The sequence below is a fragment of the Plantactinospora sp. CNZ320 genome (assembly GCF_002846275.1).
Genome location: NZ_PJMP01000001.1, coordinates 4,347,408 through 4,372,735 on the forward strand (window position 1 = coordinate 4,347,408; position 25,328 = coordinate 4,372,735).

Below are 25,328 nucleotides of genomic sequence, written 5' to 3' on the forward strand. Positions count from 1 at the left end.
TGGCTCCGTCCCGTCGAGAGCTGGTCAGTTGCTCTTCAGCTCGGCGCCGAAGGCGGCGAGGCGGGCCAGCGGGCGTCCGGCGTTCGACGCGGCGCAGACCACCAGGATCTCCCGGGGCCGGGGTACGTCGGCCACCTGGAGGGTCACCGTCTGGTGGTGTGACCGGGTCTTGGCGTCCAGCTTGTGCTTGAGCGGGATGTCGATGGGGCTGCCGGGCAGGCCGACCTTCTCGGCGGCGGGCAGCAGTTCGGTGCCGCCGGCCGCGGTGCGGAAGACGTTGCCGAAGCGGAGATTGTGGATCAGCGCCGAGCCGTGCTCGACCTCGCCGTCGATGCCGACGAGCGCCGCCTTGCCGAACGCCTCGACCTCCTCGCCGAGCAGCTCCACACAGGCGGGCCCGATCAGCTCGCCGATCTCCTGGCCGATCTCGTCGGCCAGGGTGACCAGATCCTGGACGTACTCGCTGGGGTAGGGATTCTCGATGACCACGCCGGCGAAGGCGACCCGGTGCACCGGCTGCACCGTCCTGCCGTTCTCCAGCCGGGTCTCTTCGAGATGGCGGATCAGCTTACGAACCCGGATGCTCACGACCACTCCTTTTGCGGTTCATTGGATGAACCATCGGTTCATATCTTGGCGTTGTGGATGGGGCGAGTCAATAGCCTCCGAAGAGGGATCCCGCTGCTCAACGGCCAGGTGGCGCCAGCCGCCGGCCGATCTCGCGCCGGGCCCGCCCCGGGGTCAGGACAGCGGGGACACCGCCTGCCGTGTGGCCGGCCCGCCGGTCACGTAGAGGTCGGTCCGCCGGTCGGCCAGCGGCTGGTTGAACGGGTTGTGCAACCGCTCGGCCCGCGAGCCGATCAGGTCCACCTCGGCGATCACGAGCTCCTCCCGATCCGGGCTCGCCGGGCCGGCGACCGGCCAGCCATCGGGTCCGACCAGGACGGACCAGCCGATGAAGGGCTGCCCGTTCTCGACCCCGACCCGGCTGACCCCGGCGACGTAACACTGGTTGGAGTGCGCCCCGGTCATACACATCAGATTCGCCATCGCCGGTACGGCGCCGGGCTGCCCCGGCACGGGGACCCAGTTCGACGGCAACACCACCAGGTCGGCGCCCTGCACGGCCGCACTGCGGAACGTCTCGGGAAACCACGCGTCGTAACAGATGGCGAGCCCGATCCGCCCCAGCGGGGTGCCGAACACCGGGAACCCGTCCTCGTTACGGTCGTAGATCTCCTTCTCGTCGTTCCACAGATGGGCCTTGCGGAAGGTGCCGAGATGGCCGGTGGGGCCGATCAGGACCGCCGCGTTGTAGATCCGGTCGCCGTCCCGCTCGGTCAACCCAGCCACGATCCACACGTCCAGCTCGGCGGCGAGCCCCGCCCAGGCGGTCACCGTGGGACCGTCCGGCACCGGTTGGGCGTGCCGCGCGGCCTCCGCCCGGTCGGCGAAGACGTAACCCGCCGAGGCCGCCTCGGGCAGCACCACGAGCCGGGCGCCGCGCTCCGCCGCCGCCCGGATCCAGTACGACGTCTTGGCGATGTTCGCCGGGATGTCACCGAAGACCGGCTCCAACTGGACCCCGGCGAGCAGGAACCTGGTCACCACGACACCCCCACCGCGGCGTACTTGATGTTGAGGTACTCGTCGATGCCGACCTTGCCGCCCTCGCGCCCGAGACCTGACTGCTTGACACCGCCGAACGGTGCCGCCGGGTTCGAGATGACTCCCTGGTTGAGGCCCACCATCCCGCTCTCCAAGCGCTCGGTCACCCGCAGGCCACGGCCGAGGTTCTCGGTGAAGACATAGGCGGCGAGGCCGTACTCCGAGGCGTTGGCCATCGCCACCGCCTCGTCCTCGTCGTCGAAGGCCACGACCGGGGCGACCGGGCCGAAGATCTCCTCCCGGACGCACCGGGCGCCGTCGGGTACCCCGGACAGCACGGTCGGCGCGAAGAAGTGGCCGGCACCGTCGATCGGCCCGCCACCTGTGACGACCGCCGCCCCCGATTCCCTCGCCTCGGCGACCAGCCCGGCGACCGACGTCACCGCGGCCCGGTCGATAAGCGGCCCCACGTCGGTCGACGGGTCCAGCCCGTGCCCGACCCGCAGTCCGGAAAGGCGTTCGGCCAACGCCTCGACGAAGCGTCCCGCCACCGACCGTTGCACGTAGAAGCGGTTCGCGGCGGTGCACGCCTCACCGACGTTGCGCATCTTCGCCTGCACGGCCCCCTCGACCGCGAGGTCGAGGTCCGCGTCGGCGAAGACGACGAACGGCGCGTTCCCGCCCAGCTCCATCGAGGTCCGCAGCACCCGCTCGGCGGACTGCGCGAGCAGCGTCCGGCCGACCGGGGTCGAGCCGGTGAAGGACAGCTTGCGCAGCCGTTCGTCGGCGAGCAGCGCCGAGGTGACCCGGCCGGACTGCGAGGTGGTGAGCACGTTCACCACGCCGCGCGGCAGACCCGCCTGCTCCAGGATCTCCACAAGCGCCAGCATCGACAGCGGGGTCTGCTTGGCCGGCTTGACCACGACGGTGCAGCCGGCCGCCAGGGCAGGACCGATCTTTCGGGTACCCATCGCCATCGGGAAGTTCCACGGGGTGACGAGCAGGCAGGGCCCGACCGGCTGCCGCAGCACCACGACCCGCGAGCCGCCGGCCGGCGCAGTCAGGTAACCACCGTCGATCCGGACCGCCTCCTCGGCGAACCAGCGGAAGAACTCGGCGGCGTAGCTCACCTCGGCCTGGGACTCGGCGAACGCCTTGCCCATCTCCAGGGTCATCACCCGGGCCAGGTCGTCGCGGCGCTCGGTGATCAGATCGAACGCCCGACGCAGCACCTCAGCGCGCTCCCGAGGCGCGGTGGCGGCCCAGCCGGCCTGGGCCCGGGCGGCGGCGGCCAGGGCGTCGCGCCCGTCGGCGACCGAGGCGTCCGCGACCTCGGCGATCGTCACACCGGTCGCCGGATCCTCCACGGCCAGGACGGCAGCGTCCCGGCCCGCGCGCCACTCGCCGTCGACGTACAGGCCCTTGGGAGTCTTGTCGACCACGGTCATCGCCGCCGCCAACAGCTCGTCGGGTACGGCCATTGCTTCCTCCTTCACCGCAGGCCCCGCCACGGAAGGGCCGGTACGGTCGGTGGTGCCCTAGCGTTTGGCGAAGGCACTCGGTATGTCGATGTCAGCGTTGCTGAGCACGTCGCTGAGTTGCCGGGCCGCCTTGATGACCGACTCCGCGACGCTGTCGATGCGCTCGCGGGTGATCCGGTAGGTCGGCCCGCCGATCCAGACCGCGTACGGCGTGTTCCCGCGTATCCGCACCGGCGCGGCGACCGACGCCGCGCCGACCTCCAGCTCGTCGTAGACGAAGGCGAACCCCCGGTTCCGCACCGACTCCAGCGTGCTCATGAAGGACTCCAGGTCCCCCACCTCCGACGGAGCGTGCAGGGCGAACTCCTCGGTGAAGTCGGCCCGTACCGAGTCGGCGCTCAGTGCCGCCAGCAGCACCTTCCCGGTGGAGGTCGCCCAGACCGGCTGGGTACGGGGTACCGGCTTGAGCGTCTGCCCAATCAGCGACGGCCCCGGCACCTGGGCGACGACCATCACCTTCGGCGGCAGCAGCACGTCGAAGCCGGCGGTCTCCCTGGTCTCCTCGGCCAGGTTCCGCAGCACCTCCCGCATGTGGCCGTAGGCACCGCCGCCGTCGAGCAGGCCACCCACGATGGAGAGCAGCCCGAGCGACACCCGGTAGCGACGGGTAACCGGATCGAGAGTGAGCCAGCTCTCCCGTTCCAGCACGGTGAGGACCCGGTAGCAGGTGGCCTTGGGGATACCCGCCTCACGGGCCACCTCGCTGAGCCCGACTCCCTCGGGGTGCGCCGCTACGGCCCGCAGGAGCCAGATAGTGCGTCGCACCAGCCCCGCCTCACTCGGCGCCATCGCTACCTCCATCAATCGCCGCCGTGGATACGGCCCACATCTTGGCAGAAGCCCTGGGCTGCGGGCGGGTGCCGAGCGGCCGGGCGGCCGGCGGCACCCGCCCGCCCCGGCTACTTCCCGCCTTCCGTGATCGTCACGTTCTGTGCGGCAAAGGAGTTCCCGTTGATGTCGAAGCCGTCGGCCTTGAGTTCGTCGTTGGCGCGCTGCGACAGATCGGTACGGAACGCGTCCTTGTCCGGCGCCTTCTTCAGTACGCCACCCTCGATCGCGATCTTGATCGTCTGGTCCCAGGCCGCCTGGTCCATCATTCCCACGCCGTTCGCGGCGGGCCAGATCAGCTTGTTGATCTCGTTGAGCATCCAGGTCTGGTGCCCCTTGCCCAACGCACTGCCGTTGTCCAGCACGATGTCGACGCAACCGGTCAGGTCGTCGCGGCAGTAGCCCCAGCCACGGTGGGACGCCTTGATGAACCGCACCGCCGTTTCCTGGTTGGCCTGCTGCGCCAGCCAGTCGCCACGGGCGTAGATGCCGTCCTCCAGGCTGGTGAAGCCGGAGTCCTGGAGGTTGATCACCGAGAAGTCGGACGGCTGGTAGAGCTGGCCGGTCTTCGGGTTCTTGGTCTCCAGCAACTGGGCGTACTCGTTGTAGGTCTTGGCCTGGGCGGCGTCGACCTCCCGCCGCAGCAGCAGCGACATGTCGAACGGCTGCTGGATGATCTCCGCGTCACGGCTCGGGTCGACACCGGCGGCCTTCATCGCGGCGAAGAGCACGAGTTCGTTGCCGTACCCCCAGCTTCCGACCTTCTTGCCCTTGAGGTCGCTGAGCGTCTTGATGCCGGAGTCGGCCCAGGCGACCTGGAGGTACGCACCGCGCTGGAACGGCTGGCTGATGTTCACCAGATCCGCGCCCTGCTCGCGGGTGACCATCGTCTTGGTGACGTGGCTGACCGCGAACTCGGCGTTGCCGGCGGAGAGGACCTGCTGGGGAACGATGTTGACACCGCCCTCCTGGATGGTGACGTCGAGGCACTCCTCGGCGTAGTACCCCTTCTCCTTGGCCGCGTAGTAGCCGGCGAACTGGGCCTGGGCGACCCACTGGAGTACCACCCGGACCTTGGTGATCGACTCACAGCTCTTGGCGGCCTCGGCCGCGGACTCGCTCTGGGTTTCGGACATCCCGCCGCAGGCCGAGGTGGCGAGCACGGCGGCGGTGAGGGTGGCGGCGATCGTGGTGAGGCGGCTCCTCCGCGAGGACCGCCCTAGGCGCAGGGCCATGTTGACTCCAAGAGATCGTGCTGACCCGTGGCTCACGAGTCGCGCTCGTGCAGCGACTCGTGCCAGGGCATCAGGAGGCGTTCCAACAGAGATGTGACACCGAACAGCAACAGACCGAGCGCGCTGGCCACGGCGATCCCCGCCCAGGCGAACTCGAACCGGGGCAGGGCCGCCTGGTAGGCGATGTAGACCCCGAGGGCATTGCTCGGTCCACCGAAGTACTCGGTCACGATCACGCCGATCACGGCGAGCGTGCTGCCGAGCTTGAGCGCGTTGAACAGGTACGGCAACGCGTTGGGCAACCGCAGCATCAGCGCCACCTGTCGAGGTTGGGCCGCGAGCGACTGCATGATCTCCAGGTGCAGGGGTGAGACCTGGAGAAGTCCTCTGGTGGTGTTGACCAGGACCGGGAAGAAGACCATCACGGCGGCCACGCCGGCCTTGGACATCGGGTTGGTGACCCCGAACCAGTTGTTGAAGATCGGCGCGAGGGCCACGATCGGGGCGCAGTTGATGACGACGGCCGCGGTCAGCACCGGACTGGACACACCCGGGAACCGACTGACCGCCAGCGCCACCGCGATTCCGCCCACCGCGCCGAGGAACAGGCCGAGCAGTACCGCCTGCACGGTGACCACCGAGGCCGACATGATCGTGCCGAACTCGGACCGGAACGCCGAGGAGATCTCGACCGGCGCCGGGACGATGAACGACGGTACGTCGAAGACGGTCACCACCAACTGCCACGAGCCGAGGATCACCACCGCGGTGATCACGACCGGCAGGAACCGGCCCACCATCGCCCGGACGCCGGCACCGGACGTGGCGCCCCGGGCCAGTTGCGTCGTGCTCATCGGATCGCCTGCTCGGCCGGGACGCCGTGCAGCGCCGTCCGTACCTCCGTGACCTTGGCGAAGAACGCGTCGGTGGTCCGGGTCGCCGCCGTCCGGGGGTACGGCAGGTCGACGTCGATGCTGGCGGCGATGCGGCCGGGCCGCGCGGACATCACCACGATGCGTGACGACAGGAACACCGCCTCGGAGATGCTGTGCGTGACGAACACGACCGTGGTCCTGGTGTCCGACCAGATCCGCAGCAGTTCGCCCTGCAACCGCTCCCGGTTCATCTCGTCGAGCGCGCCCAGCGGCTCGTCCATGAAGAGGATCTCCGGGTCGGCCGAGAGCGCGCGGGCGATCGCCACCCGCTGCTGCATGCCACCGGAGAGCTGCCAGGGGAAGTGTCCGGAGAAGTCGGTGAGGCGGACCAGCTCCAGCATCTCCTGGGCCTTGGCCCGCCGGGTCGGCTTGTCCACTCCGGCGACCTGCAACGGCAGCTCGACGTTGCGCTGCACGCTACGCCACTCGAAGAGGCCGGCCTGCTGGAAGACCATGCCGTAGTCCCGATCCGTCCGGGCCGCGCCCGGCGTCTTGCCGTTCAGCGACACCGTGCCGCTGGTCGGCTCGGTCAGGTCCGCCAGGACCCGCAGCAGGGTGCTCTTGCCGCAGCCGCTCGGCCCCAACAGGGACACGAACTCGCCCCGCTTGATCGACAGGTCGATATCCTCGAGCGCCGTCACCGTACGGTCACCGCCGGTGAACTGCTTGCTGACTCCTCGCACGGAGATGATCGGGGCCTCAGACATCAGCGTCTCTCCAGGTGTTGGTGAGGCGGAAGGGGTGTTCATCGGGTCTGCCGGTTGCGTAGTGCCACGCGCTCAAGAAGCGCCAGGGACTGCACGAAGACGATGCCGGCCGCCGCCGCGACCAGCACTGCCGCGTAGAGGTTCTCCGGACCGTTGGAGTAGTAGTAGGCGAAGGTGAGGATCGCCCGGCCGATTCCCCGGCCGGTGCCGGCGGAGAGTTCGCCCACGATCGCGCCCACCACGCTCGCGGTGGCGGCGAGCCGGAGCCCGGCGAAGACGAAGGGCAGGGCGGCCGGGACCCGCAGCCACCCCAGCACCTGCCACCGGCCCGCGCCCACGCTGCGCATGAACTCCAACTGGACGTTCGGCGGCGACTTGAGGCCACGCAGGGTGTTGATGGTGACCGGGAAGAACGCGAGATAGGCGGCGATGCCGGTCACCGCCACCCAGGGTGGCGCGCCGGCCTTTCCACCCCAGATCACGATCATCGGGGCGATCGCCACCAGCGGTACCGTCTGCGACGCCACCAACCAGGGCATCAGTCCCTTGCTGACCGGCACCACGTGCAGGAAGAGAACCGCCAGCAGCAGGCCGAGCGACGAGCCCGCCACCAGACCGTAGAAAGCCTCACGCAGTGTCACGCTGGTCTCGCCGAGGAGATACATGCCGAGCGTCGTCGGGTCGCCCCGTCGGGCCGGTTCGAGCAGGGCCCCGATGATCGACCAGACGTGCGGCATCGAAAGGTCGTCGGTGGCCACCGGGAACTTGACCCCGGTGCCGGGTACGACGTCGCCGACGGCACGCCCCAACGCCTTGTAGCCCTCCCAGACGCCGGCGAGCGCCACGATGACCAGCGCGGCCCCGGCGGCGTTCCGCACGCGTCTGCTCACGGCGGAGAGGCGGCCGGGTCGGCGGGGAGTCTCGCGGTCCACCGGTCCGGCCGGTCCACCCTCGGCGACCACCGAGGCGGTGGCGGTTCTTGTCGCGGTCATGCAGGCACTCTCCGAATCTCTCGGAAGCGTCGTCTGGCGTGAGATCCGGCGGCTGACCCTGCCGCATCGGATCACTGAGTGAACTGGTGGTTCACCATAGAGACGTGATCGAGGGCACGTCAACGGTTTGATCCCGCCGACGAATCACGATTTGGCGCCATCGCCACCCCCGCTCACCTGCGAGGGAGGCCCCGAGCCCGATCCGGGACAGCCGGCGGTCCGCAGCGGAGGCGAATATCAGAGCTGACCCGATCGAGCTGGGTCTGCGACGACTGGATCACCGTCCGTCACCGGCATGCGGTGTCGGTACGCCTGCGGTCGGGCAGGTGGCACCCGCCCGGGCCGTGCTCCCCGCGCGGCGCGGGGATCGGTCCGGGCGGGTGCGGTCAGCAGGTCTGGGCGCAGTTGCGCAGCCCGTACCGGATCTTCAACTGGGTACCGCCATTGCCGTCCCAGTCATCGGCGTAGACCACCGTGAAGACCCCGGTCGGGTCCAAACCGATCGCCGGCTGGTCCTGACGGTTCGCGGTGATGACGCTCAGCCGGCTCTCCGGGAACCTGTTGCCGCTCGTCCCGTCCGGACCGATCCCCCGGGCCCAGACCTCGGTGCCGCTGCTGGCACTGGTCAGTCCGGTCGCCTGGCCACTCTCCTGCCAGGTGACCACGGCGTTGCCCGAGCCGTCCACCGCGATGTCCGGGCGCGCCTGCCGTCCCACCCGGTCCGACTGGTACGGGGTCTGCGCGCTGACCTGGTAGGCGCCGTTGGCACCGGTGCTCCACCTGTAGATCGGGCCGCTGACGGTACGGGCCGCGAAGGTGGCCGTGGAGCCGGTGAATCCCCGTACGTAGATCTGCGACTGCGGGTTGCCGTCCTGACCGGTCCGGGCGGTGTGCCCGTCGTACCAGGCGACGTACCAGGTACCCGAGTCGGCGATGGCCACTGCCGGGTCGCGCTGCTGGCCGTCGGAGAGCGAGCCGGTGTGCACCGCCACGGTGCCGCCGAAGGCACCCGCCAGGGTGCCGGTCTTGGCCCGGATGCTGTACCCGCCGTTGCCGTCCTCGTCGTCCTCCCAGGCGACGGCCACCGTGCCGGTCGAGGTGGCGGCCACGTCCGGCTTGCGGTAGGTGCCACCGGCCACGGCCTGGACCGGGGCGTCGTAGCCGCCCGTGAGCGGCGAGAGCCGGGCGTCGGACGCCGAGAACGAGGCGTACCGGATGGAGCTGGCCCCGGCCGTCGAGGTGTCCTGCCAGGTCACCGCGTACCGCCCGTCGGGCAGCACCGCGATCGACGGCTCGCTCTGGTCGCCGTCGGCGATGGAGTTCACGTTGACCACCGGGCCCATGGTGCCGTCCGGGCGGACCCGGCGGGCCCGGATCTCGTACCCGCCGTTGCCGTTGCTGTCGTCGGCCCAGGTCACCACCGCGTCGCCGTTGCCGGCGATGCCCACGTCCGGGGTGCGGTAGTTCCAGTTGGTACCGCCTCCGGTCCGGACGGCCACTTCGGACTGCAGGACCCCGTCGACGAACCGGCCCAACCGGATTTCGTTGTTCAGCCCGCTCTCCCGGCCGGAGGCGAACGCGGACACGGTGACGTTCCGGCCTGCGGAGTCCCGGGTCGAGGCGACCGCGGGGGTGAACTGGTCACCGGTCGCCAGCAGGTTCGCGGTGGCGAATCTGGCCCCCGGGTACCGGTTCGGCGAAATGGTCACCACGGCGTTCTTGATGGCGTTGAAGTCCGCGACGTATCCGTTGTAGAGGGACGGGTCGTCGAGGCGCATGAAGGTCTCGTCGTTCTTCCTCAACGCACCGTTGGTGAGGTTCTGCGTGCCGGTGTAGACGTACCGGTGCATCTGGTTGTCCTTGCGGGACACGCCCTGCACCAGCAGGTACTTGGAGTGGATGCTGCCGTCGGAGCATTCGCCGTTGACGCCGGGCTCGACCGTGAAGAACGACTGCCGGCATCCGCCGGGGTCCATCGCGTAGACGCCGATGCCGCGTGCGGTCAGGCCGGCCATCGCGTCCTGGTGCTCGCCGGTGGCCACCTCGACGGTGCATCCGGCGGCCTGCTTGTCACCCAGCGCGTCGATCACCTCGGGCCGGGCGGCCCGGAAACCCCACATCGCCACCCGGATGATGTCGTCGGAGCTGCTGGTCGAGCACTGCACGTCGTCGATGGCGGCGGCGACGATGTCGGAGCGGCTGCTCTGCGGGTTGAACGATGCCGCGATCGTCGTGCTCTCGCTGGCGCTCGGCGACTCGCGGGGCGAGAACCAGATCCGGGTACTGCCCGCGTCGACGTGCCCGCGCTCGTACGACTTCGCGGTGCCGGTGACCAGGAGCTTGCGCCCGACATAGTTGCGGAACGCGTCGGCCAGCGCGGGGTCGTTGTCCACCCGCACCTGGTTCTGCCACATCTGCTGCTGCGGCTTGGTCGGGTTGGCCGAGCTGACCACCGTGACGTCGGTACGCCCGTCCGACAGCCCGCTGAACACCCAGAACTTGTTGTGGTTGATGCCCGTCCCGCCGGACGAGCAGGAGATGCGGCACTGCCAGGTCCACGATCCGGTGGCACCGGCGCGGTAGCCGCCCAACCCGGTGACGAGCTGGCCCACCTGGTTGGACTGTGCCCCGCAGGACGCGGTGGTGCCGCTGGTGCACGCCTCGATGATGAGCCGGACCCTGACGCCGCGGGCGTGCGCCGCCAGCAGGTTGTCGGTGATCCCCTGGTCGGAGAAGGTGTAGAGCGAGCCGTACACGGTGGAGCCGGGTGTGGCCAGCGCGATCAGGTCGGCGATCTGGTCCCGGAGCCCGGGGGTCTGGTACGGCAGGAAGTGCGCGCCGTTCCGGCCGGGGTCGGGGGTCGCGTAGACGGCATCGGGCACCGGGTCGAGATTCGGCCGCAGGAAGAGCACGGTGCTGTTCCCGCTGGTGACGGGCACAACAGCGGCGTTGGCGTGGGCGGCTGGCAGAGTGACCGAGCCGACCGCGACGATGACGCCGAGCAGGAGCACTCGGAGACGTCGAGGCATGTGGGTACTCCCTTGTAGGGCGAGAGAGCCACCGAGAGCTCGGCGGCCGATCAGGGTATCCAAGATCACCCTCGATTTCCGCCCCGCCGGTTCGGCCCGCCACCGACCGCGCCCGGCAGGTCTTGAAGCAATTTCCACGCCCGATCGCGGCGAAATCCACCTGTTCGACCCAGTTGATCAGGTAGGCTGACCCCGGTTTCGCCCGGTGGCGCACCCCTCCGCGCCGGCGTGACCGCCGCCGAATCACTTTCGGGTGAGCCGGGGACCCAGGTAGGTGGGGTGAGTCCGCAACCGCGGTAGGGACTTGTTCCGTCCCGAACCCGTCAGCTAACTCGGTAGGCGGGCGACGGAGGGACATGCATGACGGGATCCACACGTCGGCGGTTTCCGCTGGCCCTGGCCCTGCTCGCCACGTTCGGCGCGCTCGCCGGGGCGGCCTTCCGGCCCGGCGTGGCGGAGGCGAACAGCCCCGCCGTCCTCGGCGACGAAGGCGACACCCCGCTCCTGCGGGACGTGCTCGAATCGACCGGCCGGGGTTACCTACAGGCCAGGAACGCCCTGGCCAACGCGAAAGCCCGGCAGGCGAGGATCGCCGCCGAGCTACGCCGGGTCGAGGAACGGATCGCGCAGTTGCGGCCCCGGGTCGAGCAGGTGGCCCGGACGGCGTACCAGACCGGCCGGATCGGCCCGGTGCTGGTACTGCTGCACAGCGGCTCCGCCGACGAACTCCTGGAGCGGGCCCGTGGCCTGGAGGCGGTGGCCCTGCGGGACAACGACGCACTGCGTGCGCTCGGCCAGGCCCGGGAGCGGGCCGCCCGAGCCAAGCGGGCGCTCGACGCCGAGGTGATCGAGGAGCGCCGTCAACTCGCCATCATGCTGCGCCAGAAGCAGGCCGCCGAGCGGGCGCTGGCCCAGGTCGGCGGCGCCTCCACCGGAGGGTTCGTCAGCGCCAGTTCACCGGTGGCCCGGCCCGCGCCACGCGCCACCGACGGCTCCTGGCCACCGCAGGCGTGTGACCAGCCCGACCCGACCACCACGGGCTGCGTCACGGCACGCACCCTGCACGCCTACACCGAGGCGCGTCGGGCCGGCTTCGCCCGGTTCACCGGCTGCTACCGCCCCGGGGGGCCGTACGAGCACCCGAAGGGGCGGGCCTGCGACTTCTCCGCCGAGGCGGGCGGCTTCCGGGGTGCCGCCACCGGCGCCGACCGGACGTACGGCAACAACCTGGCCGCGTTCTTCGTCCGCAACGCCGACCGGCTCGGGGTGCTGTACGTGATCTGGTACCGGCAGATCTGGTTGCCGACGACCGGCTGGAAGTCGTACGGCGGCGCACACGGAGACCCGTCAAGCGACCACACCAACCACGTGCACCTGTCCCTGATCTAGCCGCAGTGCCGCTCGGTCAGGGCGGTGGGTGCTCGGTCGAGGGACCCGCGTCAGGGTCGCGGCCTCCCGGGCAGCCGGACCGTGACGAGGAGCCCACCGGCGGGGCCGGGGGCCAGGTCGAGGGTTCCGTGGTGGGCACGGACGATGCTGTGCACGATGGCCAGGCCGAGGCCGACGCCGGGGTGCCCGTCGATGCGTACCCGTTCCGTGCCGCGCTGGAAGGGCTCGGTGAGGGTCGGCAGCAGTTCGGGTGGGAGCCGGTGGCCGGTGTTCTCGACCCGCAGCACGCTGGTGTCGCCGTACGCCCCGGTGTGCACAGTCACGGTGCCGTCCACGGGCAGGTTGTGCACGATGGCGTTCTGCACGAGGTTCGTCGCCATTCGCAGCAGGAGTTCGGCGGAACCGCTGGTCCAGGCGACCCCGCCGGTGACGTCCACAGTGGTCCGGCGCTGTTCGGCGAAGGGAAGCAGCGTTTCGACGGCCTCCTCGGCGACGAGGGAGAGGTCGACGCTCTCCCGGGGGAGGTTTCCGCGGTCGCCCCGGCTGAGCAGCAGGAGTGCCTCGGTGAGGTTGATCGCCCGCGTGTTGGCGGCGTGCAGCCGTTGGATGAGTTCGTCCCGGTCCCGCCCGGGGTCGTTACGGGCGACGTCGAGCAGCGTTTGCGAGATGGCGAGCGGGGTGCGCAGTTCGTGGGACGCGTTGGCGGCGAATCTCTCCTGCGCGACGACGTGTGCTTGGAGCCGCGCGAGCATGATGTCGAAGGTGTCGGCGAGTTCCCGGAACTCGTCCCTGCGGCCCGGTAACCGAATCCGGTGTGCGAGCGATCCGTTGCTGACCAGGCGGGCGGCCTCGGTGATGCGGGTGAGCGGGGTGAGCATCCGGCCGGCGGCGATCCACCCTCCCACGAGTCCGAACACCAGCAGGAACACCAGCACCTGGGCCGCCCGTGGAGCGAAGGCCTGCAGGAGGTCGTCGCGGGTGGGACTTTGCAGGACCGGTGCGCGGAAGCCGGATGGGTCGCGGTCGAAATCCCTGTGTGGTGGGTCGGGTACGTAACGCAGGAGGAAGACCCACACGGTGCCGAGCAGCAGGACACCCGCGACGATGAGGAATCCGGCGTAGCTGAGGGTGAGTTTGAGCCGGACACTCAGGCCGGCTGCCCTATCCACGGTCTTCCCTCTCGGGCACCGCGCCGCGTGCTGTGTCGATGCGGTAGCCGACCCCGGGCACCGTGGCGATGATCCCGGGTACGCCGAGCCGTTTGCGCAGTGCCGAGACGGTGATGCGTACGGCGTTGGTGAACGGGTCGGCGTTCTCGTCCCAGGCCCGCTCCAGGAGTTCCTCCGCGCTGACCACACCTCCCTCGGCCGCGACGAGCACCTCGAGCACGGCGAACTGCTTCCGGGTGAGCGCGACGTAGCGGCCGTCGCGGTAGACCTCGCGGCGGAACGGATCCAGACGCAGACCCGCGATCTCCCGCACGGGAGGCCGGCGGTGGGCGCGCCTACGGTCGAGCGCCCTGATCCGGAGTACGAGTTCCTGAAACTCGAAGGGCTTGGTCAGATAGTCGTCGGCGCCGAGTTCGAATCCCGAGGTCTTGTCGTCGATCCGGTCGGCGGCGGTGAGCATCAGGATCGGGATGCCGCTGCCGGAGGCGACGATGCGTCGGGCGATCTCGTCACCGGAGGGTCCGGGGATGTCGCGGTCGAGGATCGCGATGTCGTAGGAGTTGACGCTCAGCCGTTCCAGGGCGGCCACACCGTCGCTGGCGATGTCGGCGGAGATCGCCTCCAGCCGCAGGCCGTCCTGGACGGCTTCGGCCAGGTGGGGCTCGTCCTCCACGATCAGTACGCGCATCCCTGGACCCTACGATCAGCGGAAGATACGGTCATCCATCCTTCGCGTCGGTCGCCGGGCCGGCTCAGCCACCGCCCCCGTCGCCGGGCGCGGCTCCGGTGATGGCCTGGGTCTCCCGTCCGATCATCTCCACCAACGGCACGTCGTCGCGGTTGGCGAGGATGACGCCGACCCAGCCGGTGTCCGGGTAGATGGTCCAGTTGGCGCAGACGCCGGGGTTGGCACCGGCGCGCTGGATCACCCACTGACCGCCGGCGATCTCGGCCGACGGCCCGTAGGTGCCGAACGAGGCCGGGCCGTGCGGAATCTTGGCTGCGGTGAGTACGTCGGCCCAGGGCCGGTCCAGCAGCGTGCCGTCGCGCAACGCGGTCGCGAAGCGGACCAGATCCGGTGCGGTGGCGAAGCCGCCGTCCCCGATGGCGTCGATGAAGGCGCGCCCGGGGTTTCTCCCGAGGATGTGCTCGTACGGGCTGCCCTGGTCGAGGTTGCGGACGGCGTCGACCTGGCTTCCGTCGGCAAGTGTCATGTACGGGTGCGCGATGTGTCGTTCGGTGAGCCACTGCGGCCTGGTGTAGAACGCCGAGCGGGTCATGCCGCAGCGCCGGAAGATGTTCTCCTCGACGTAGTCCCAGTACGTCTTCCCGCTCACCGCCTCCACGATCAACGCGGGGATGACGGTCTCGGCACCGGCGTGGAACGCGTTCGGGGTGCCGGGCACGCCCACCAGTTTCGACTGGTGGGCCCACCGCTCCCGGTACTCGTGGACCTCCTCCCGGCTCTGGAAGACCCGTTGGATGTCCTCCGCGGGGGTGTTCATCCCGGAGGTGCCGGAGAGCATGTGGTGGATCGTCACCTTTTCGGCGATGTCCTGGGGGAAGCCCGTCAGGTGTCTGCCCACCGGGTCCGACAGGCGCAGCCGGCCCTGCTGCGCCAGCTGAAGGATGGCGATCGCGTTGAACGGCTTGCCCGCCGAGCTGAGGGTGAACGCGGTGCCCTCGTGGTTGCTGATCCCCCTCTCCCGGTCGGCCATGCCGTAGCTGCGGGACAGCACCGTCCGGCCGCGGTGCGACAGCAGCACCACGCCGGAGAATCTGCCCTCGGCGGCGAGCTGTGCCACGTACCGGTCGTAGGCTCCGCCGGGCTGGGTGTCCGGCAGGGTCCGGGCGGGTCTGCCCGAGCCGGCGTTGCCGATGCCGGCGGTCACCAGCGGCGTGCCGGCCGCCACCACGCCGGCGGTGGCCAGCCCGCCCCATTTGAACAGCCGCCGTCGGCCGATACCACGCGTCGGATCCGATTCCATGATCACGGTCCCTCTCCAGTCGACAGACCTGGCGCTGACGCGCTCTGGGTCGTGCCTCCACTGAAGCCGGAGGACCGTTGCGACGGCGTATGCGTTTTTCAATAGGTTCGCGATACCCGTCCGGGAAGATCACTTCGACGACACGAACGGGCACCAGCGGTGGCGGTCAGGTCGGTTCGCCCTCCGGGTTGCGCCGGACCGGGGCGCGGCCGGCCGGCTGGGCGGGCTGCGGACCGGTCGGCCGGGCCGGCGGGATCGGCCGGGTCACCGACTCCAGACAGGTGATCCGGACCTTCTCCCCGTGGTGCAGCAGCTCCAGGGCGTCGTCCGGCTCGCCGTCGCGCAGCTCGTAGGTCGCCTCGTGCGGCCGGACGTCGACCCGCAGGTGCACGCCCCGGTAGCGCAGCGAGAACTCCAGCCGGTCGATCCGGCTCGGCAGCCGGGGTGCGAAGGAGAGTGTCGCGGTGTGGTCGCGCATCCCGCCGAACCCGGCCACCAGGGCGATCCAGGCCCCGGCCAGCGAGGCGACGTGCACGCCGTCCCTGGTGTTCTGGTTCAGGTCGTGCAGGTCCATCAGGGCCGCCTCGCCCAGATAGTCGTGCGCGAGTTCGAGGTGCCCGGTCTCGGCGGCCAGCACCGCCTGGGTACAGGCCGACAACGACGAGTCGCGGACGGTACGCCGCTCGTAGTAGGCGAAGTTCGCCGCCTTCTCCTCCTCGGTGAAGGCGTCGCCGCGCCAGTGCATCGCCAGCACCAGGTCCGCCTGCTTGATCACCTGTTTGCGGTACAGGTCGAAGTAGGGATAGTTGAGCAGCAGCGGGTACTGCTCCGGCGGCGTACCGGCGAAGTCCCACTCCTGAGAGCGGGTGAAGCCCTCCACCTGCGGGTGTACGCCAAGGTCAGGGTCGTACGGGACGTGCATGTCGTGCGCGGCGTCCCGCCAGGCGGCCGTCTCCTCGTCGTCGACGCCGAGCTTCCACGCCTCCTCGCCGTGCCGGCCAGCGGCGTCGGCGGCGGCCAGCAGGTTCCGCTGGGCCATCAGGTTGGTGTAGACGTTGTCGCTCTTCACCGCCGTGTACTCGTCCGGCCCGGTCACCCCGTCGATGTGGAACCGGCCGTGCCGGTCGTGGTGCCCGAGCGAGCGCCAGAGGCGGGCGGTCTCCACCAGCAGTTCCAGCCCGACCTCGCGTTCGAACTGCTGGTCGTCGGTCGCCTGCACGTACCGGCGTACCGCGTCGGCGATGTCGGCCGCGATGTGGAATCCGGCGGTCCCGGCCGGCCAGTATGCCGAGGTCTCCTGGCCCCGGATGGTGCGCCACGGGAACGCGGCGCCGCTCAGGCCCAGCGTCCGGGCCCGCTCCTGGGCCAGGTGCAGGGTGGAGTGCCGCCAGCGCAGCGCGGAGGCGACCGCCGACGGCAGGGTGTACGTCAGCACCGGCAACACGAAGGTCTCGGTGTCCCAGAAGGCGTGGCCGTCGTAGCCCGGCCCGGTCAGGCCCTTCGCCGCGATCGGCCGCAGTTCGGCCCGGGCGCCGGCCTGTAGCACGTGGAAGAGACCGAACCGGACCGCCTGCTGCACCTCCGGATCGCCCTCGACCCGCACGTCGGAGTCGTCCCAGAAGGTGTCGAGATAGCTGCGCTGCTCGGTGCAGAGCCCGTCCCAGCCGGAGAACTTGGCGCCGGCCAGCGCCGCCGCCACCTGGTCGCGCAGCGCCGGGCGGGACCGGCGGCTCGACCAGCCGTAGGCGACGAACTTGACCAGCCGGAGCTGCTCGCCCGGCTTGATCACCGAGGTGACTGTGGTCCTGGCCCAGTCCTCGTACGCCTCGGTGCCGACCAGCTTGCGTTCCGGCCCGTGCACCTCGTGGCTCATCGAGACGGCCACCCGCAGGCCGCTCGCCTTGGTGCGGTGGATCAGCAGTGCGCCGTCGCTGTGCACCAACTGCTCCTCGGACTGCAACGGCGACTCCAGCACCGCCGCCACCCGGGGATCCCGGCTCTGCGCCGGAAGCTGCTCGTTGGCGACCAGTTCCGACTGGATGATCAGCCGCATCGGCCCGTCGACCGGCTCCACCCGGTATTCGATCGCCGCGATCGAGCGCTGGGTGAACGAGACCAGCCGGGTCGAGCAGATCCGCACCGTACGCCCGGCCGGGGAGCGCCACTCGACCGACCGTTGCAGGGTGCCGGCGCGCAGGTCGAGCACCCGCTCGTGGCTGAGCAGTTCGCCGTACCGGACGTCGAAGGGCTCGTCGTCGACGAGCAGCCGGATCGGCTTGCCGTTGGTGACGTTGACGATCGTCTGGCCCGACTCGGGAAAGCCGTACCCCGCCTCCGCGTACGGCAGCGGCCGCAGCTCGTAGAAGGAGTTCAGGTACGTCCCCGGCAGGCCGTGCGGCTCGCCCTCGTCCAGGTTGCCGCGCAGCCCGATGTGCCCGTTGGAGAGCGCGAACACCGACTCGGACTGGGCGAGTACGTCCAGGTCGAGCCGGGTCTCCCGGACGTGCCAGGGCTCGACGGGATAGGCCCGTTCCCGGATCATCGGCGCCTCCTCGCAGTCACCGGACCACCTCCGGCCCGGCCTCCGCCGATCCGGCACCGCGACCACTCACCGCCGGGTCGCCGCCCGCCCCGGGAAGTAGTTCGGAGAGGTCGCGCACCACGATGTCGGCGCCGTGTGCGCGTAACGCGTCGGCCTGGCCCACCCGGTCGACCCCGACCACGTAGCCGAAGTCGCCGGCCCGGCCCGCCGCCACCCCGGCCAGCGCGTCCTCGAAGACCACCGCCTGGTCGGGGCGGACCCCGAGCAGTTCGGCGCCGGCCAGGAAGGTGTCCGGATGGGGCTTGCCGCGCAGCCCGCGCAGCCGGGCGACGACGCCGTCCACCCGGGCCTCGACCAGCGGTTCGAGGCCGGCCGCCGCGATCACGTCGGCGGCGTTGGCACTGGCCGAGACGACGGCCCGGCGCAGCCCGGCCGCCTGCGCCGCGTGCAGGTAGTCCACCGATCCCTGGTACGCCAGCACGCCGTCGGTGTGGATCCGTTGCAGCAGGATGACGTTCTTGCGGTTGCCGACCCCGTTGACGGTGTCGGCGGTCGGCGGGTCGTCCGGCTCCCCCTCCGGCAGGACGATCTGCCGGGAGGCGAGGAACGTGCGCACCCCGTCGGCCCGGGGGCGACCGTCGACGTACCGGTTGTAGTCGTCGCCGGGGTCGTACGGCCGGAACGGTTCACCGGTGGCCTCGGCCCGCCGGCGGAGGAAGTCGTCGAAGGTCTCCGCCCAGGCCGCGTTGTGCACTCGGGCGGTCTGGGTCAGCACGCCGTCGAGGTCGAAGAGGCAGGCGGTCACGTGCGCGGGTAGGCCCAACACGCCTAACAACCTAACCGGGAAGGCATCGTGCGGCACGGTTTCGGGTTCGGCCACGCCGATGCGGCCGTGGGCTCCCCCGGCGACCGTACCGCCGGGGGAGCCCGCTCGTCTCAGCCGTGGGCGTGACCGTGCCCGCCCGGTGGGCGCCCGGCTCGCTGGCCCGGCTCGACCACCACGAACTGCCCCATCATCCCCTGGTCCTCGTGGAAGAGCATGTGGCAGTGGTACATGTACGGCATGTTCGGGTCGGTGTAGTCGGTGAACCTGGCGATGATGCGTATCGTGTCGCCCGCGGTGACCAGCACGGTGTCCTTCCAGCCGCGCAGCTCCGGCGGTGGTTCCCGACCGTCCACCGAGAGCACCTGGAACTGCACGTCGTGCACGTGGAAGCTGTGCGGGAGGCCGTCCAGCTTGTAGATCTCCCAGATCTCCGTGCTGTCCCGGGTGACCGCGAAGTCGATCCGGTCCATGTCCATGTTCCGACTGTTGATCTGGAATCCGGCCAGTTGGAACCGGCGGGTCTCGGCGGCCGACGCCGGGTCGAGCCGCTCGACCGGTACCAGCCGGTCCGGCACCTCAGGTGACTCCGCGAGGCTGCCGGCGGCGCGCAGTTCGAGTACGTCGAAGGTGTCGTCGCCGCCGGAGAAGCGGTCGCCGGGGAAGCCGCTGCTGCCCTGGTCCGGCGGGTAGCTGCGCAGCACCACCCGCTCCGCCGGCAGCACCGACACCACGACCTCGGCCCGCTCGCCGGGCGAGAGCCGGACCCGGCCGGTCCGGTGTGGGCGTTCCAGCAGGCCCCCGTCGGTGCCGATCAGGTCGAAGGCCCGGTTGTCGGCGAACCCGAAGTCGTACGTCCGGCCGTTGGAGCCGTTGAGCAGCCGCAGTCGGACCCGTTCGGTGCTGACGTCCAGGTACGGCCCGACGGTCCCGTTGACCAGGATGGTGTCCCCGAGGATGCCGACGGTGCCGAACGAGGAGGGATCCTCGTCGAGTTGCCCGTCGGAGGTGAACTTGCGGTCCTGCACGATCAGCGGGATGTCGTCGACGCCGTACCGGCGGGGCAGCGCCAGCGCGGCCGACGGCTCGTCGTCCAGGATGAACATCCCGGCCAGCCCCCGGTAGACGTGCTCGGCGGTCTCGCCGTGCGGGTGCGGGTGGTACCAGAGGGTCGCGGCGGGCTGGTTGATCTTCCAGTACGGCGACCAGGTCGCGCCGGGCCGGACCATCTGGTGCGGACCGCCGTCCATCGCCGCCGGCAGGTGCATGCCGTGCCAGTGCACGCTCGTCGGCCGGCCGATCCCGTTTACGACGTTGACCAGCACCTGTTCGCCCCGGCTGGCCCGCAGGGTCGGTCCGAGATAGTCGCCGTTGAAGCCCCAGGTGGCGGTGCTGCCGCCCTGGCCGAAGTCACGCCGGCCGGGCTGGGCCCGCAGGTCGAAGACCCGGCGCCCCTGGCCGTCGATCCGCGACTCGGCCAGCGGCGGTACGGCCAGCCGGTTGACGAAGTCCACCTTGCCCCGGGTGTCGATGGCGTTCCGGTTCCAGACCCAGGTACCCAGCGCCGTACCGATCCCGCACAACAGCAGTACGACCGAGAAGACTCCGAGCAGTACCCGCAGCCAGAGCCGTGATCCCCCGCCGGCCATTACCGACACCTCCCCATATCTCAGCTAACTACATGTAGCCTGCCTTCATATGGAAGCGCCGTCCAGCACGGGCGACGGAACTCAGGGACGGTTCAGGGAGACCCGGACAGGCCCTCGGGGCCGGGACCGGCCGGCCGCGAAACCGGTTGCCGCCTGGCGTCAGGGCTGGTGTGCTGGTCGGAGCCCAGCCCTGACCGTGCCGGTCAGGGCCCCGCCTCGACCCAGGGAGAGATTGTGCGAGCGACGTTCATGCCCCGACAGGAAGGAAGTTCCGGCTATCCGAAGGACATGACCGTTCGTGCGTACGTTGAACCTGGGAATCCTGGCGCATGTAGACGCCGGTAAGACGAGCCTGACCGAGCGGTTGCTGCACACCGCCGGCATCATCGACGAGGTCGGCAGCGTCGACTCCGGCAGCACCCGGACCGACTCCCTGCCGCTGGAGCGGCAGCGCGGCATCACGATCAAATCCGCCGTCGTCTCGTTCGTACTGGACGACCTGAGGGTCAACCTGCTCGACACCCCCGGCCACCCGGACTTCATCGCCGAGGTGGAGCGGGTGCTCGACGTCCTCGACGGTGCCGTACTGGTGATCTCGGCCGTCGAGGGGGTGCAACCGCAGACCCGGGTGTTGATGCGGACGCTGCGCCGGTTGCGCATCCCCACCCTGATCTTCATAAACAAGATCGACCGCGCTGGTGCGGACGACGGGCGGGTGCTGCGGGCCGTCGCCGACCGGCTCACCCCGGCCATCGTTGCGATGGGCACCGCGCACGGTGTTGGCACCCGGGACGCCGACTTCACGCCGTACCCGCCGACCGACGCCGCCTTCGTCGGCAGCCTGACCGAACAGCTCGCCGAGCACGACGACGAGATCCTGGCCGCGTACGTCGACGGCACCGCGCCGATCCCGTACCGGCGGCTCCGCGCCGAACTGGCCCGGCACACCGGGCAGGCGTCGGTGTACCCGGTGTTTCTCGGCTCGGCGATCACCGGCGCCGGGGTGCGGGCGCTTGTCGACGGCGTCCGGGAGCTGCTCCCGCCGGCCGACGTCGAGGTGGCGGCCCCGGCCTCGGGCACCGTCTTCAAGGTCGAGCGTGGTCCGGCCGGGGAGAAGATCGCCTACGTCCGGATGTTCTCCGGATCGGTCCGGGTGCGGGACCGGCTCGCCCGGCCCGGCGTCAAGCCGGAGAAGGTCACCGCGACAAGCGTTTTCGACAATGGCGCGGCGGTCCGGAGCGACTCGGTCGACGCGGGGCGGATCGGCATGCTCTGGGGGTTGGACAGCGTCCGGATCGGCGACCCGATCGGCGTACCCCGGAACTCCGCCGCCCGGCAGCGCCAGTTCGCCCCGCCGACCCTGGAGACCGTGGTGCTCCCCGCCGCAGCAGGCGAACGGGGCGCGCTGCACGCCGCGCTCGCCCAGCTCGCAGAGCAGGATCCGCTGATCAACCTGCGCCGGGACGACGTCCGGCAGGAACTCTCGGTGTCGCTCTACGGCGAGGTGCAGAAGGAGGTCATCGAGGCGACCCTGGCCGACGAGTACGGCATCAGGGTCGGCTTCCGGGAGTCGACGACGATATGCGTCGAGCGGCCGGTCGGCTCGGGCAGCGCGGTCGAACTGATCGGCGTACCGCCCAACCCGTTCCTCGCCACCGTCGGGCTCCGGGTCGATCCCGCGCCGGCCGGTGCCGGGGTGACGTTCCGGCTGGAGGTCGAACTCGGTTCGATGCCACCGGCGTTCTTCAAGGCGGTCGAGGAGGCCGTGCGGTCGACCCTGCACCAGGGGATCTTCGGCTGGCAGGTGCCCGACTGCACGGTCACCATGACGCACTCCGGCTACTGGGCCCGGCAGAGCCACTCGCACGGGGTCTTCGACAAGAGCATGTCGAGCACCGCCGGGGACTTCCGCAACCTCACCCCGCTGGTGCTGACCAGCGCGCTGGCGGCGGCCGGCACCCGGGTGTACGAGCCGATCCACCGCTTCCACCTCGAACTGCCGGCGGAGACGCTCGGCGCGCTCGCACCGGTACTCGCCCGGCTCGGCGCAGTGCCGCAGACCAGTACGGCACGAGGCTCGGCGTACCTGCTGACCGGAGAGATCCCGGCGGCCAGGGTGCACGAGTTGCAGCGGCAACTGCCCGGGCTGACCCGGGGCGAGGGGGCGCTGGACTGCGCCTTCGACCGGTACCAGCCGGTCCGGGGTACGCCACCGAGCCGGCCGCGCTCGGACCACAACCCGCTGGACCGCAAGGAGTACCTGCTCCAGGTCGTTCGCCGGACCGGTGCGCGCCGGTCCGGCGGATGACCGGGGAGGTCGGCCTCAGAAGATGTTGCCCAGGCTACGCAGGATCTCCGCGTAGAAGTTGCCGTCGATGCTGCGGAAGAGCGCGAACGGCCGCTCCGGGTCGCCGAAGAACGGGCGCAGCGTCCACGCCAACTGGGTACCGACGAACCCGAAGAGCATGATCCAGATGTAGAGCAGGGTCATGCTCGCCGGACGGGGACCGCCGGGGGCGGGGTGCGACGCTCCCGGCCGGCCGACCGGGTACGGGTCCAGCCGGGGGTAGGGGTACTGCGGCACGAACTGCCCCCCGACCACCTGCACCGGAACCGGCTGCCCCGGCAACACCTGCACCGGAGCCGGCGGTGCGGGTGCCGGGGTCGCCGGCACGGCCGGAGCCGGTGTGCCGACCGCCGGCTGGGCGGGCGTGACCGGTCCGTCCCCGTTCGCCGTGCTCGCCGGGGCCGGCACCTCGCCGTTCACCGCGCCGACCGCGACCGGCTGCGGCGCCGGCACGGCGGCCTCGACCGGTGCCGGCACGGCCGGCTGGCCGGCAGCCGTCGCGGCCACCACCGGCTGACCGGCGGCGGCTGGCTGGGTGGCGACGGTCGCGGCGGCAGGCTGCTGGTTGGCGACTGTCGACTGGTCGGCGGTGGTCGCGGCGGCGGTCGGCGCGAGCAGGCCGTGTGCGTTGAGCACCTGCATCCCACCGGTCAGGAAGCGCAGCCCGACCAGCGCCGACATGGTCAGGATCGCCACGTTGAGCAACTTGAAGAAGGCGTAGTCCGGCGCGGTGATCAGGAAGAAGAGGCTGATCGGCGCGAACGCCACGGCAAGCATCGAGGTGACCGTGATCGCCACCATCACCATCGAGATGGCCTGCCGCACCGAGAGCCGGGCCCCGAAGACCAGATTGAACAGATAGAGCGTCGGCAGGCAGATGGCCAGCGTGACCAGGAAGAGCAGCGGCAGCTTCACCGCCGAGGTCAGGGCCATCAACACGCTGTGGAAGGCGCCGAGCACGGCGCCGTAACAGGCAAGCGCGATCGCCGAACTGGCCAGCATCTGACCGGTGAGCGCGCCAAGGTCACGCTCCTCGACGATCTGCTGCCAGATGCTCTGCCGGTCGCGGAGGATCCGCTCGATCACGAGCAGGCCGGGTCGTTCCTGTGACACGAGCGGCTCTCCTAACGGGACAACCATGATTGGGGAATCGACTGACGTTAAGCGACGAGGATCGGTCAGCGCCACCCCACGTCGATCCGGTCGCCGCGCTCGTCGAAGAAGTGCACCGCGTCCATGCGTACCGAGACGGCCATCGGGTGGCCCGAGGTGACCGCCGGGTACGGCGCCAGCCGTACCGCCAGCTCGGCCGGACGGCGGTGGTGCCGGCCCGGGTCCAGTACGCTGCCCCGGCCGCCCCGCTCCTCCTGGGTCTGCTGACCCGCCCCGGTGGCGCGCCCGGTCAACCGCTGCATCACCTGGCCGAGCCGCCGCAGTCCCCGGCCACCTCCGGCCGGGCGCTCGTCGGTCACCGGGCCGCCCAGGTCGTCGACGACGATCGCGGTCGCCCCGATGTCGAGGAACGCCAGCGACTCGTGCCCGTGGTGCTCCAGATAGCGGATCCGCCCCTGCAACACGTCGCCGGGCGTGTCCGGGGCCACCGGGGTCAGCGCCTCGGCCCGCATCCCGACCACGATCCGCTCGCCGTGGTAGTGCGCCACCGCGCGGGCCCGGATGTCGTCCCAGGGCAGATAGAGCGCCTGCTCGCCGAGGTTGAGCGCGACGTACCGGTCGAGGTGCACGTAGACGGTCGCCTCCAGCAGGTTCATCCGGGGGCTGCCCAGGAACGCGGCGACGTAGAGGGTGGCGGGGCGGCCGTACACCTGGGTCGGGGTACCGACGTCCTGGAGGACGCCCTTGCGCATGATCGCCACCCGGTCGGCCATGGTCAGCGCCTCGGCCTGGTCGTGGGTGACGTAGATGGTGCTCACCCCGAGCTCGCGGACCAGCCCGGATATCTCGGCCCGCAACTCCGCCCGCAGGCCGCTGTCCAGGTTGGAGAGCGGCTCGTCCATCAGGAACAGCCCCGGTCGCCGGACGATCGCCCGGCCCATCGCGACCCGCTGCCGCTGCCCGCCGGAGAGTTGGCTGGGCTTGCGGCCGAGTACGTCGCCGATGCCGAGCGCGCTCGCCACGTCGGCGACCCGCTCACCACGGGCCCCTTCCTCGACACCGGAGAGACGGAGCGGGAAGGCGATGTTCGCCCCCACCGACATATGCGGATACAACGCGAAATCCTGGAAAACCATGGCAATTCCACGGTCTCTTGGTGGCACGTCGTTCGCCAGTTCTCCGTCGAGCATCACGGCACCGGTCGTCGGGTCCTCCAAGCCGGCGACCATCCTCAGTACGGTGGACTTTCCGCAGCCCGAAGGCCCGAGCAACACCATGAACTCGCCGTCATTGACGTCGAGACTGACGTTGTCGACCGCCACTGTCCCATCCGGGAACACCTTCGTGACGTCTTTGAGCGCGACGGTAGTCACCGTCACCTCCCCGCAGCGTTATGGCCGGCCCCGGGAATGACTGTGACGAGGATCATCACG

At 70.4% G+C, this 25,328-nt stretch carries 19 protein-coding genes and 1 riboswitch; of the genes, 2 read left to right on the top strand and 17 right to left on the bottom strand.

Features of this window, described 5'->3' with window-relative positions; translation table 11 throughout:
- Nucleotides 1-24 precede the first annotated feature (24 nt).
- The 9 genes from CLT71_RS19295 to CLT71_RS19335 form a co-directional block, all read right to left on the bottom strand.
- Complete coding sequence (locus tag CLT71_RS19295) at nt 25-588, bottom strand: amino acid synthesis family protein (RefSeq protein WP_199187648.1); 564 nt, start codon at nt 586-588, stop codon at nt 25-27.
- 153 nt (nt 589-741) lie between these two features.
- The gene (locus CLT71_RS19300) at nt 742-1,608 is read right to left on the bottom strand and encodes a nitrilase family protein (RefSeq protein WP_199187649.1); all 867 of its coding nucleotides are present in this window, start codon (nt 1,606-1,608) and stop codon (nt 742-744) included.
- The gene (locus CLT71_RS19305) at nt 1,605-3,089 is read right to left on the bottom strand and encodes an NAD-dependent succinate-semialdehyde dehydrogenase (RefSeq protein ID WP_101368335.1); all 1,485 of its coding nucleotides are present in this window, start codon (nt 3,087-3,089) and stop codon (nt 1,605-1,607) included. The genes CLT71_RS19300 and CLT71_RS19305 overlap by 4 nt, the downstream gene beginning before the upstream one ends.
- Nucleotides 3,090-3,146: 57 nt before the next feature.
- On the bottom strand, nt 3,147-3,938 hold the full coding sequence (locus CLT71_RS19310; RefSeq protein ID WP_158242261.1) for an IclR family transcriptional regulator: 792 nt from the start codon (nt 3,936-3,938) through the stop codon (nt 3,147-3,149).
- A 110-nt stretch (nt 3,939-4,048) separates the two neighbouring features.
- Nucleotides 4,049-5,212, bottom strand: a complete 1,164-nt coding sequence (locus CLT71_RS19315; RefSeq protein ID WP_101368337.1) for an ABC transporter substrate-binding protein — start codon at nt 5,210-5,212, stop codon at nt 4,049-4,051.
- 32 nt (nt 5,213-5,244) lie between these two features.
- Complete coding sequence (locus CLT71_RS19320; RefSeq protein WP_101368338.1) at nt 5,245-6,066, bottom strand: ABC transporter permease; 822 nt, start codon at nt 6,064-6,066, stop codon at nt 5,245-5,247.
- Nucleotides 6,063-6,854 carry an ABC transporter ATP-binding protein gene (locus CLT71_RS19325; RefSeq protein WP_199187650.1) on the bottom strand — a complete coding sequence of 264 codons (792 nt, stop codon included), beginning with the start codon at nt 6,852-6,854 and terminating at the stop codon, nt 6,063-6,065. Before CLT71_RS19325 ends, CLT71_RS19320 begins: the two co-directional genes overlap by 4 nt.
- Before the next feature lie 38 nt (nt 6,855-6,892).
- Nucleotides 6,893-7,846 carry an ABC transporter permease subunit gene (locus CLT71_RS19330; protein WP_101368340.1) on the bottom strand — a complete coding sequence of 318 codons (954 nt, stop codon included), beginning with the start codon at nt 7,844-7,846 and terminating at the stop codon, nt 6,893-6,895.
- Between the two features lie 386 nt (nt 7,847-8,232).
- Nucleotides 8,233-10,875: a phospholipase D-like domain-containing protein gene (locus CLT71_RS19335; protein ID WP_101368341.1), complete on the bottom strand. Its 2,643-nt coding sequence runs from the start codon at nt 10,873-10,875 to the stop codon at nt 8,233-8,235.
- 226 nt (nt 10,876-11,101) lie between these two features.
- A riboswitch (cyclic di-AMP (ydaO/yuaA leader) is annotated at nt 11,102-11,232 on the top strand.
- A 3-nt stretch (nt 11,233-11,235) separates the two neighbouring features.
- On the opposite strand from CLT71_RS19335, the gene CLT71_RS19340 reads away from it, so the two are divergent.
- The gene (locus CLT71_RS19340) at nt 11,236-12,264 is read left to right on the top strand and encodes a VldE C-terminal domain-containing protein (protein WP_101368342.1); all 1,029 of its coding nucleotides are present in this window, start codon (nt 11,236-11,238) and stop codon (nt 12,262-12,264) included.
- A gap of 50 nt (nt 12,265-12,314) precedes the next feature.
- Here the strand turns inward: CLT71_RS19340 and CLT71_RS19345 are convergent, their stop codons facing one another.
- The 6 genes from CLT71_RS19345 to CLT71_RS19370 form a co-directional block, all read right to left on the bottom strand.
- On the bottom strand, nt 12,315-13,433 hold the full coding sequence (locus CLT71_RS19345; RefSeq protein WP_199187651.1) for a sensor histidine kinase: 1,119 nt from the start codon (nt 13,431-13,433) through the stop codon (nt 12,315-12,317).
- Entirely contained in the window at nt 13,426-14,121 is a 696-nt protein-coding gene (locus CLT71_RS19350; protein ID WP_101368343.1) for a response regulator transcription factor, read from the bottom strand. The genes CLT71_RS19345 and CLT71_RS19350 overlap by 8 nt, the downstream gene beginning before the upstream one ends.
- 64 nt (nt 14,122-14,185) lie before the next feature.
- Complete coding sequence (locus tag CLT71_RS19355) at nt 14,186-15,421, bottom strand: serine hydrolase domain-containing protein (protein ID WP_101371596.1); 1,236 nt, start codon at nt 15,419-15,421, stop codon at nt 14,186-14,188.
- 166 nt (nt 15,422-15,587) lie between these two features.
- Nucleotides 15,588-17,963 carry a glycoside hydrolase family 65 protein gene (locus CLT71_RS19360; protein ID WP_101371597.1) on the bottom strand — a complete coding sequence of 792 codons (2,376 nt, stop codon included), beginning with the start codon at nt 17,961-17,963 and terminating at the stop codon, nt 15,588-15,590.
- A 16-nt stretch (nt 17,964-17,979) separates the two neighbouring features.
- Nucleotides 17,980-18,789 (bottom strand): beta-phosphoglucomutase family hydrolase, encoded by an 810-nt coding sequence (locus CLT71_RS19365; RefSeq protein WP_101368344.1) that lies wholly within the window; start codon nt 18,787-18,789, stop codon nt 17,980-17,982.
- Nucleotides 18,790-18,899: 110 nt separating this feature from the next.
- Nucleotides 18,900-20,435 (bottom strand): multicopper oxidase domain-containing protein, encoded by a 1,536-nt coding sequence (locus CLT71_RS19370; RefSeq protein ID WP_101368345.1) that lies wholly within the window; start codon nt 20,433-20,435, stop codon nt 18,900-18,902.
- A 298-nt stretch (nt 20,436-20,733) separates the two neighbouring features.
- On the opposite strand from CLT71_RS19370, the gene CLT71_RS19375 reads away from it, so the two are divergent.
- Nucleotides 20,734-22,743, top strand: a complete 2,010-nt coding sequence (locus tag CLT71_RS19375) for an elongation factor G (protein WP_101368346.1) — start codon at nt 20,734-20,736, stop codon at nt 22,741-22,743.
- A 15-nt stretch (nt 22,744-22,758) separates the two neighbouring features.
- On the opposite strand, the gene CLT71_RS19380 is transcribed toward CLT71_RS19375, so the two are convergent.
- Nucleotides 22,759-23,895: a hypothetical protein gene (locus CLT71_RS19380; protein ID WP_199187652.1), complete on the bottom strand. Its 1,137-nt coding sequence runs from the start codon at nt 23,893-23,895 to the stop codon at nt 22,759-22,761.
- A 65-nt stretch (nt 23,896-23,960) separates the two neighbouring features.
- Nucleotides 23,961-25,268, bottom strand: a complete 1,308-nt coding sequence (locus CLT71_RS19385; RefSeq protein ID WP_101371598.1) for an ABC transporter ATP-binding protein — start codon at nt 25,266-25,268, stop codon at nt 23,961-23,963.
- Nucleotides 25,269-25,328: the final 60 nt, after the last annotated feature.

What these genes read in the sequence shown, in the direction of transcription:
- CLT71_RS19305 (WP_101368335.1), bottom strand. Translation starts at nt 3,089, where the DNA reads ATGGCCGTACCCGACGAGCTGTTGGCGGCGGCGATGACCGTGGTCGAC.
- CLT71_RS19310 (WP_158242261.1), bottom strand. Translation starts at nt 3,938, where the DNA reads ATGGCGCCGAGTGAGGCGGGGCTGGTGCGACGCACTATCTGGCTCCTG.
- CLT71_RS19315 (WP_101368337.1), bottom strand. Translation starts at nt 5,212, where the DNA reads ATGGCCCTGCGCCTAGGGCGGTCCTCGCGGAGGAGCCGCCTCACCACG.
- CLT71_RS19320 (WP_101368338.1), bottom strand. Translation starts at nt 6,066, where the DNA reads ATGAGCACGACGCAACTGGCCCGGGGCGCCACGTCCGGTGCCGGCGTC.
- CLT71_RS19325 (WP_199187650.1), bottom strand. Translation starts at nt 6,854, where the DNA reads ATGTCTGAGGCCCCGATCATCTCCGTGCGAGGAGTCAGCAAGCAGTTC.
- CLT71_RS19330 (WP_101368340.1), bottom strand. Translation starts at nt 7,846, where the DNA reads ATGACCGCGACAAGAACCGCCACCGCCTCGGTGGTCGCCGAGGGTGGA.
- CLT71_RS19335 (WP_101368341.1), bottom strand. Translation starts at nt 10,875, where the DNA reads ATGCCTCGACGTCTCCGAGTGCTCCTGCTCGGCGTCATCGTCGCGGTC.
- CLT71_RS19340 (WP_101368342.1), top strand. Translation starts at nt 11,236, where the DNA reads ATGACGGGATCCACACGTCGGCGGTTTCCGCTGGCCCTGGCCCTGCTC.
- CLT71_RS19350 (WP_101368343.1), bottom strand. Translation starts at nt 14,121, where the DNA reads ATGCGCGTACTGATCGTGGAGGACGAGCCCCACCTGGCCGAAGCCGTC.
- CLT71_RS19355 (WP_101371596.1), bottom strand. Translation starts at nt 15,421, where the DNA reads ATGGAATCGGATCCGACGCGTGGTATCGGCCGACGGCGGCTGTTCAAA.
- CLT71_RS19360 (WP_101371597.1), bottom strand. Translation starts at nt 17,963, where the DNA reads ATGATCCGGGAACGGGCCTATCCCGTCGAGCCCTGGCACGTCCGGGAG.
- CLT71_RS19370 (WP_101368345.1), bottom strand. Translation starts at nt 20,435, where the DNA reads ATGGCCGGCGGGGGATCACGGCTCTGGCTGCGGGTACTGCTCGGAGTC.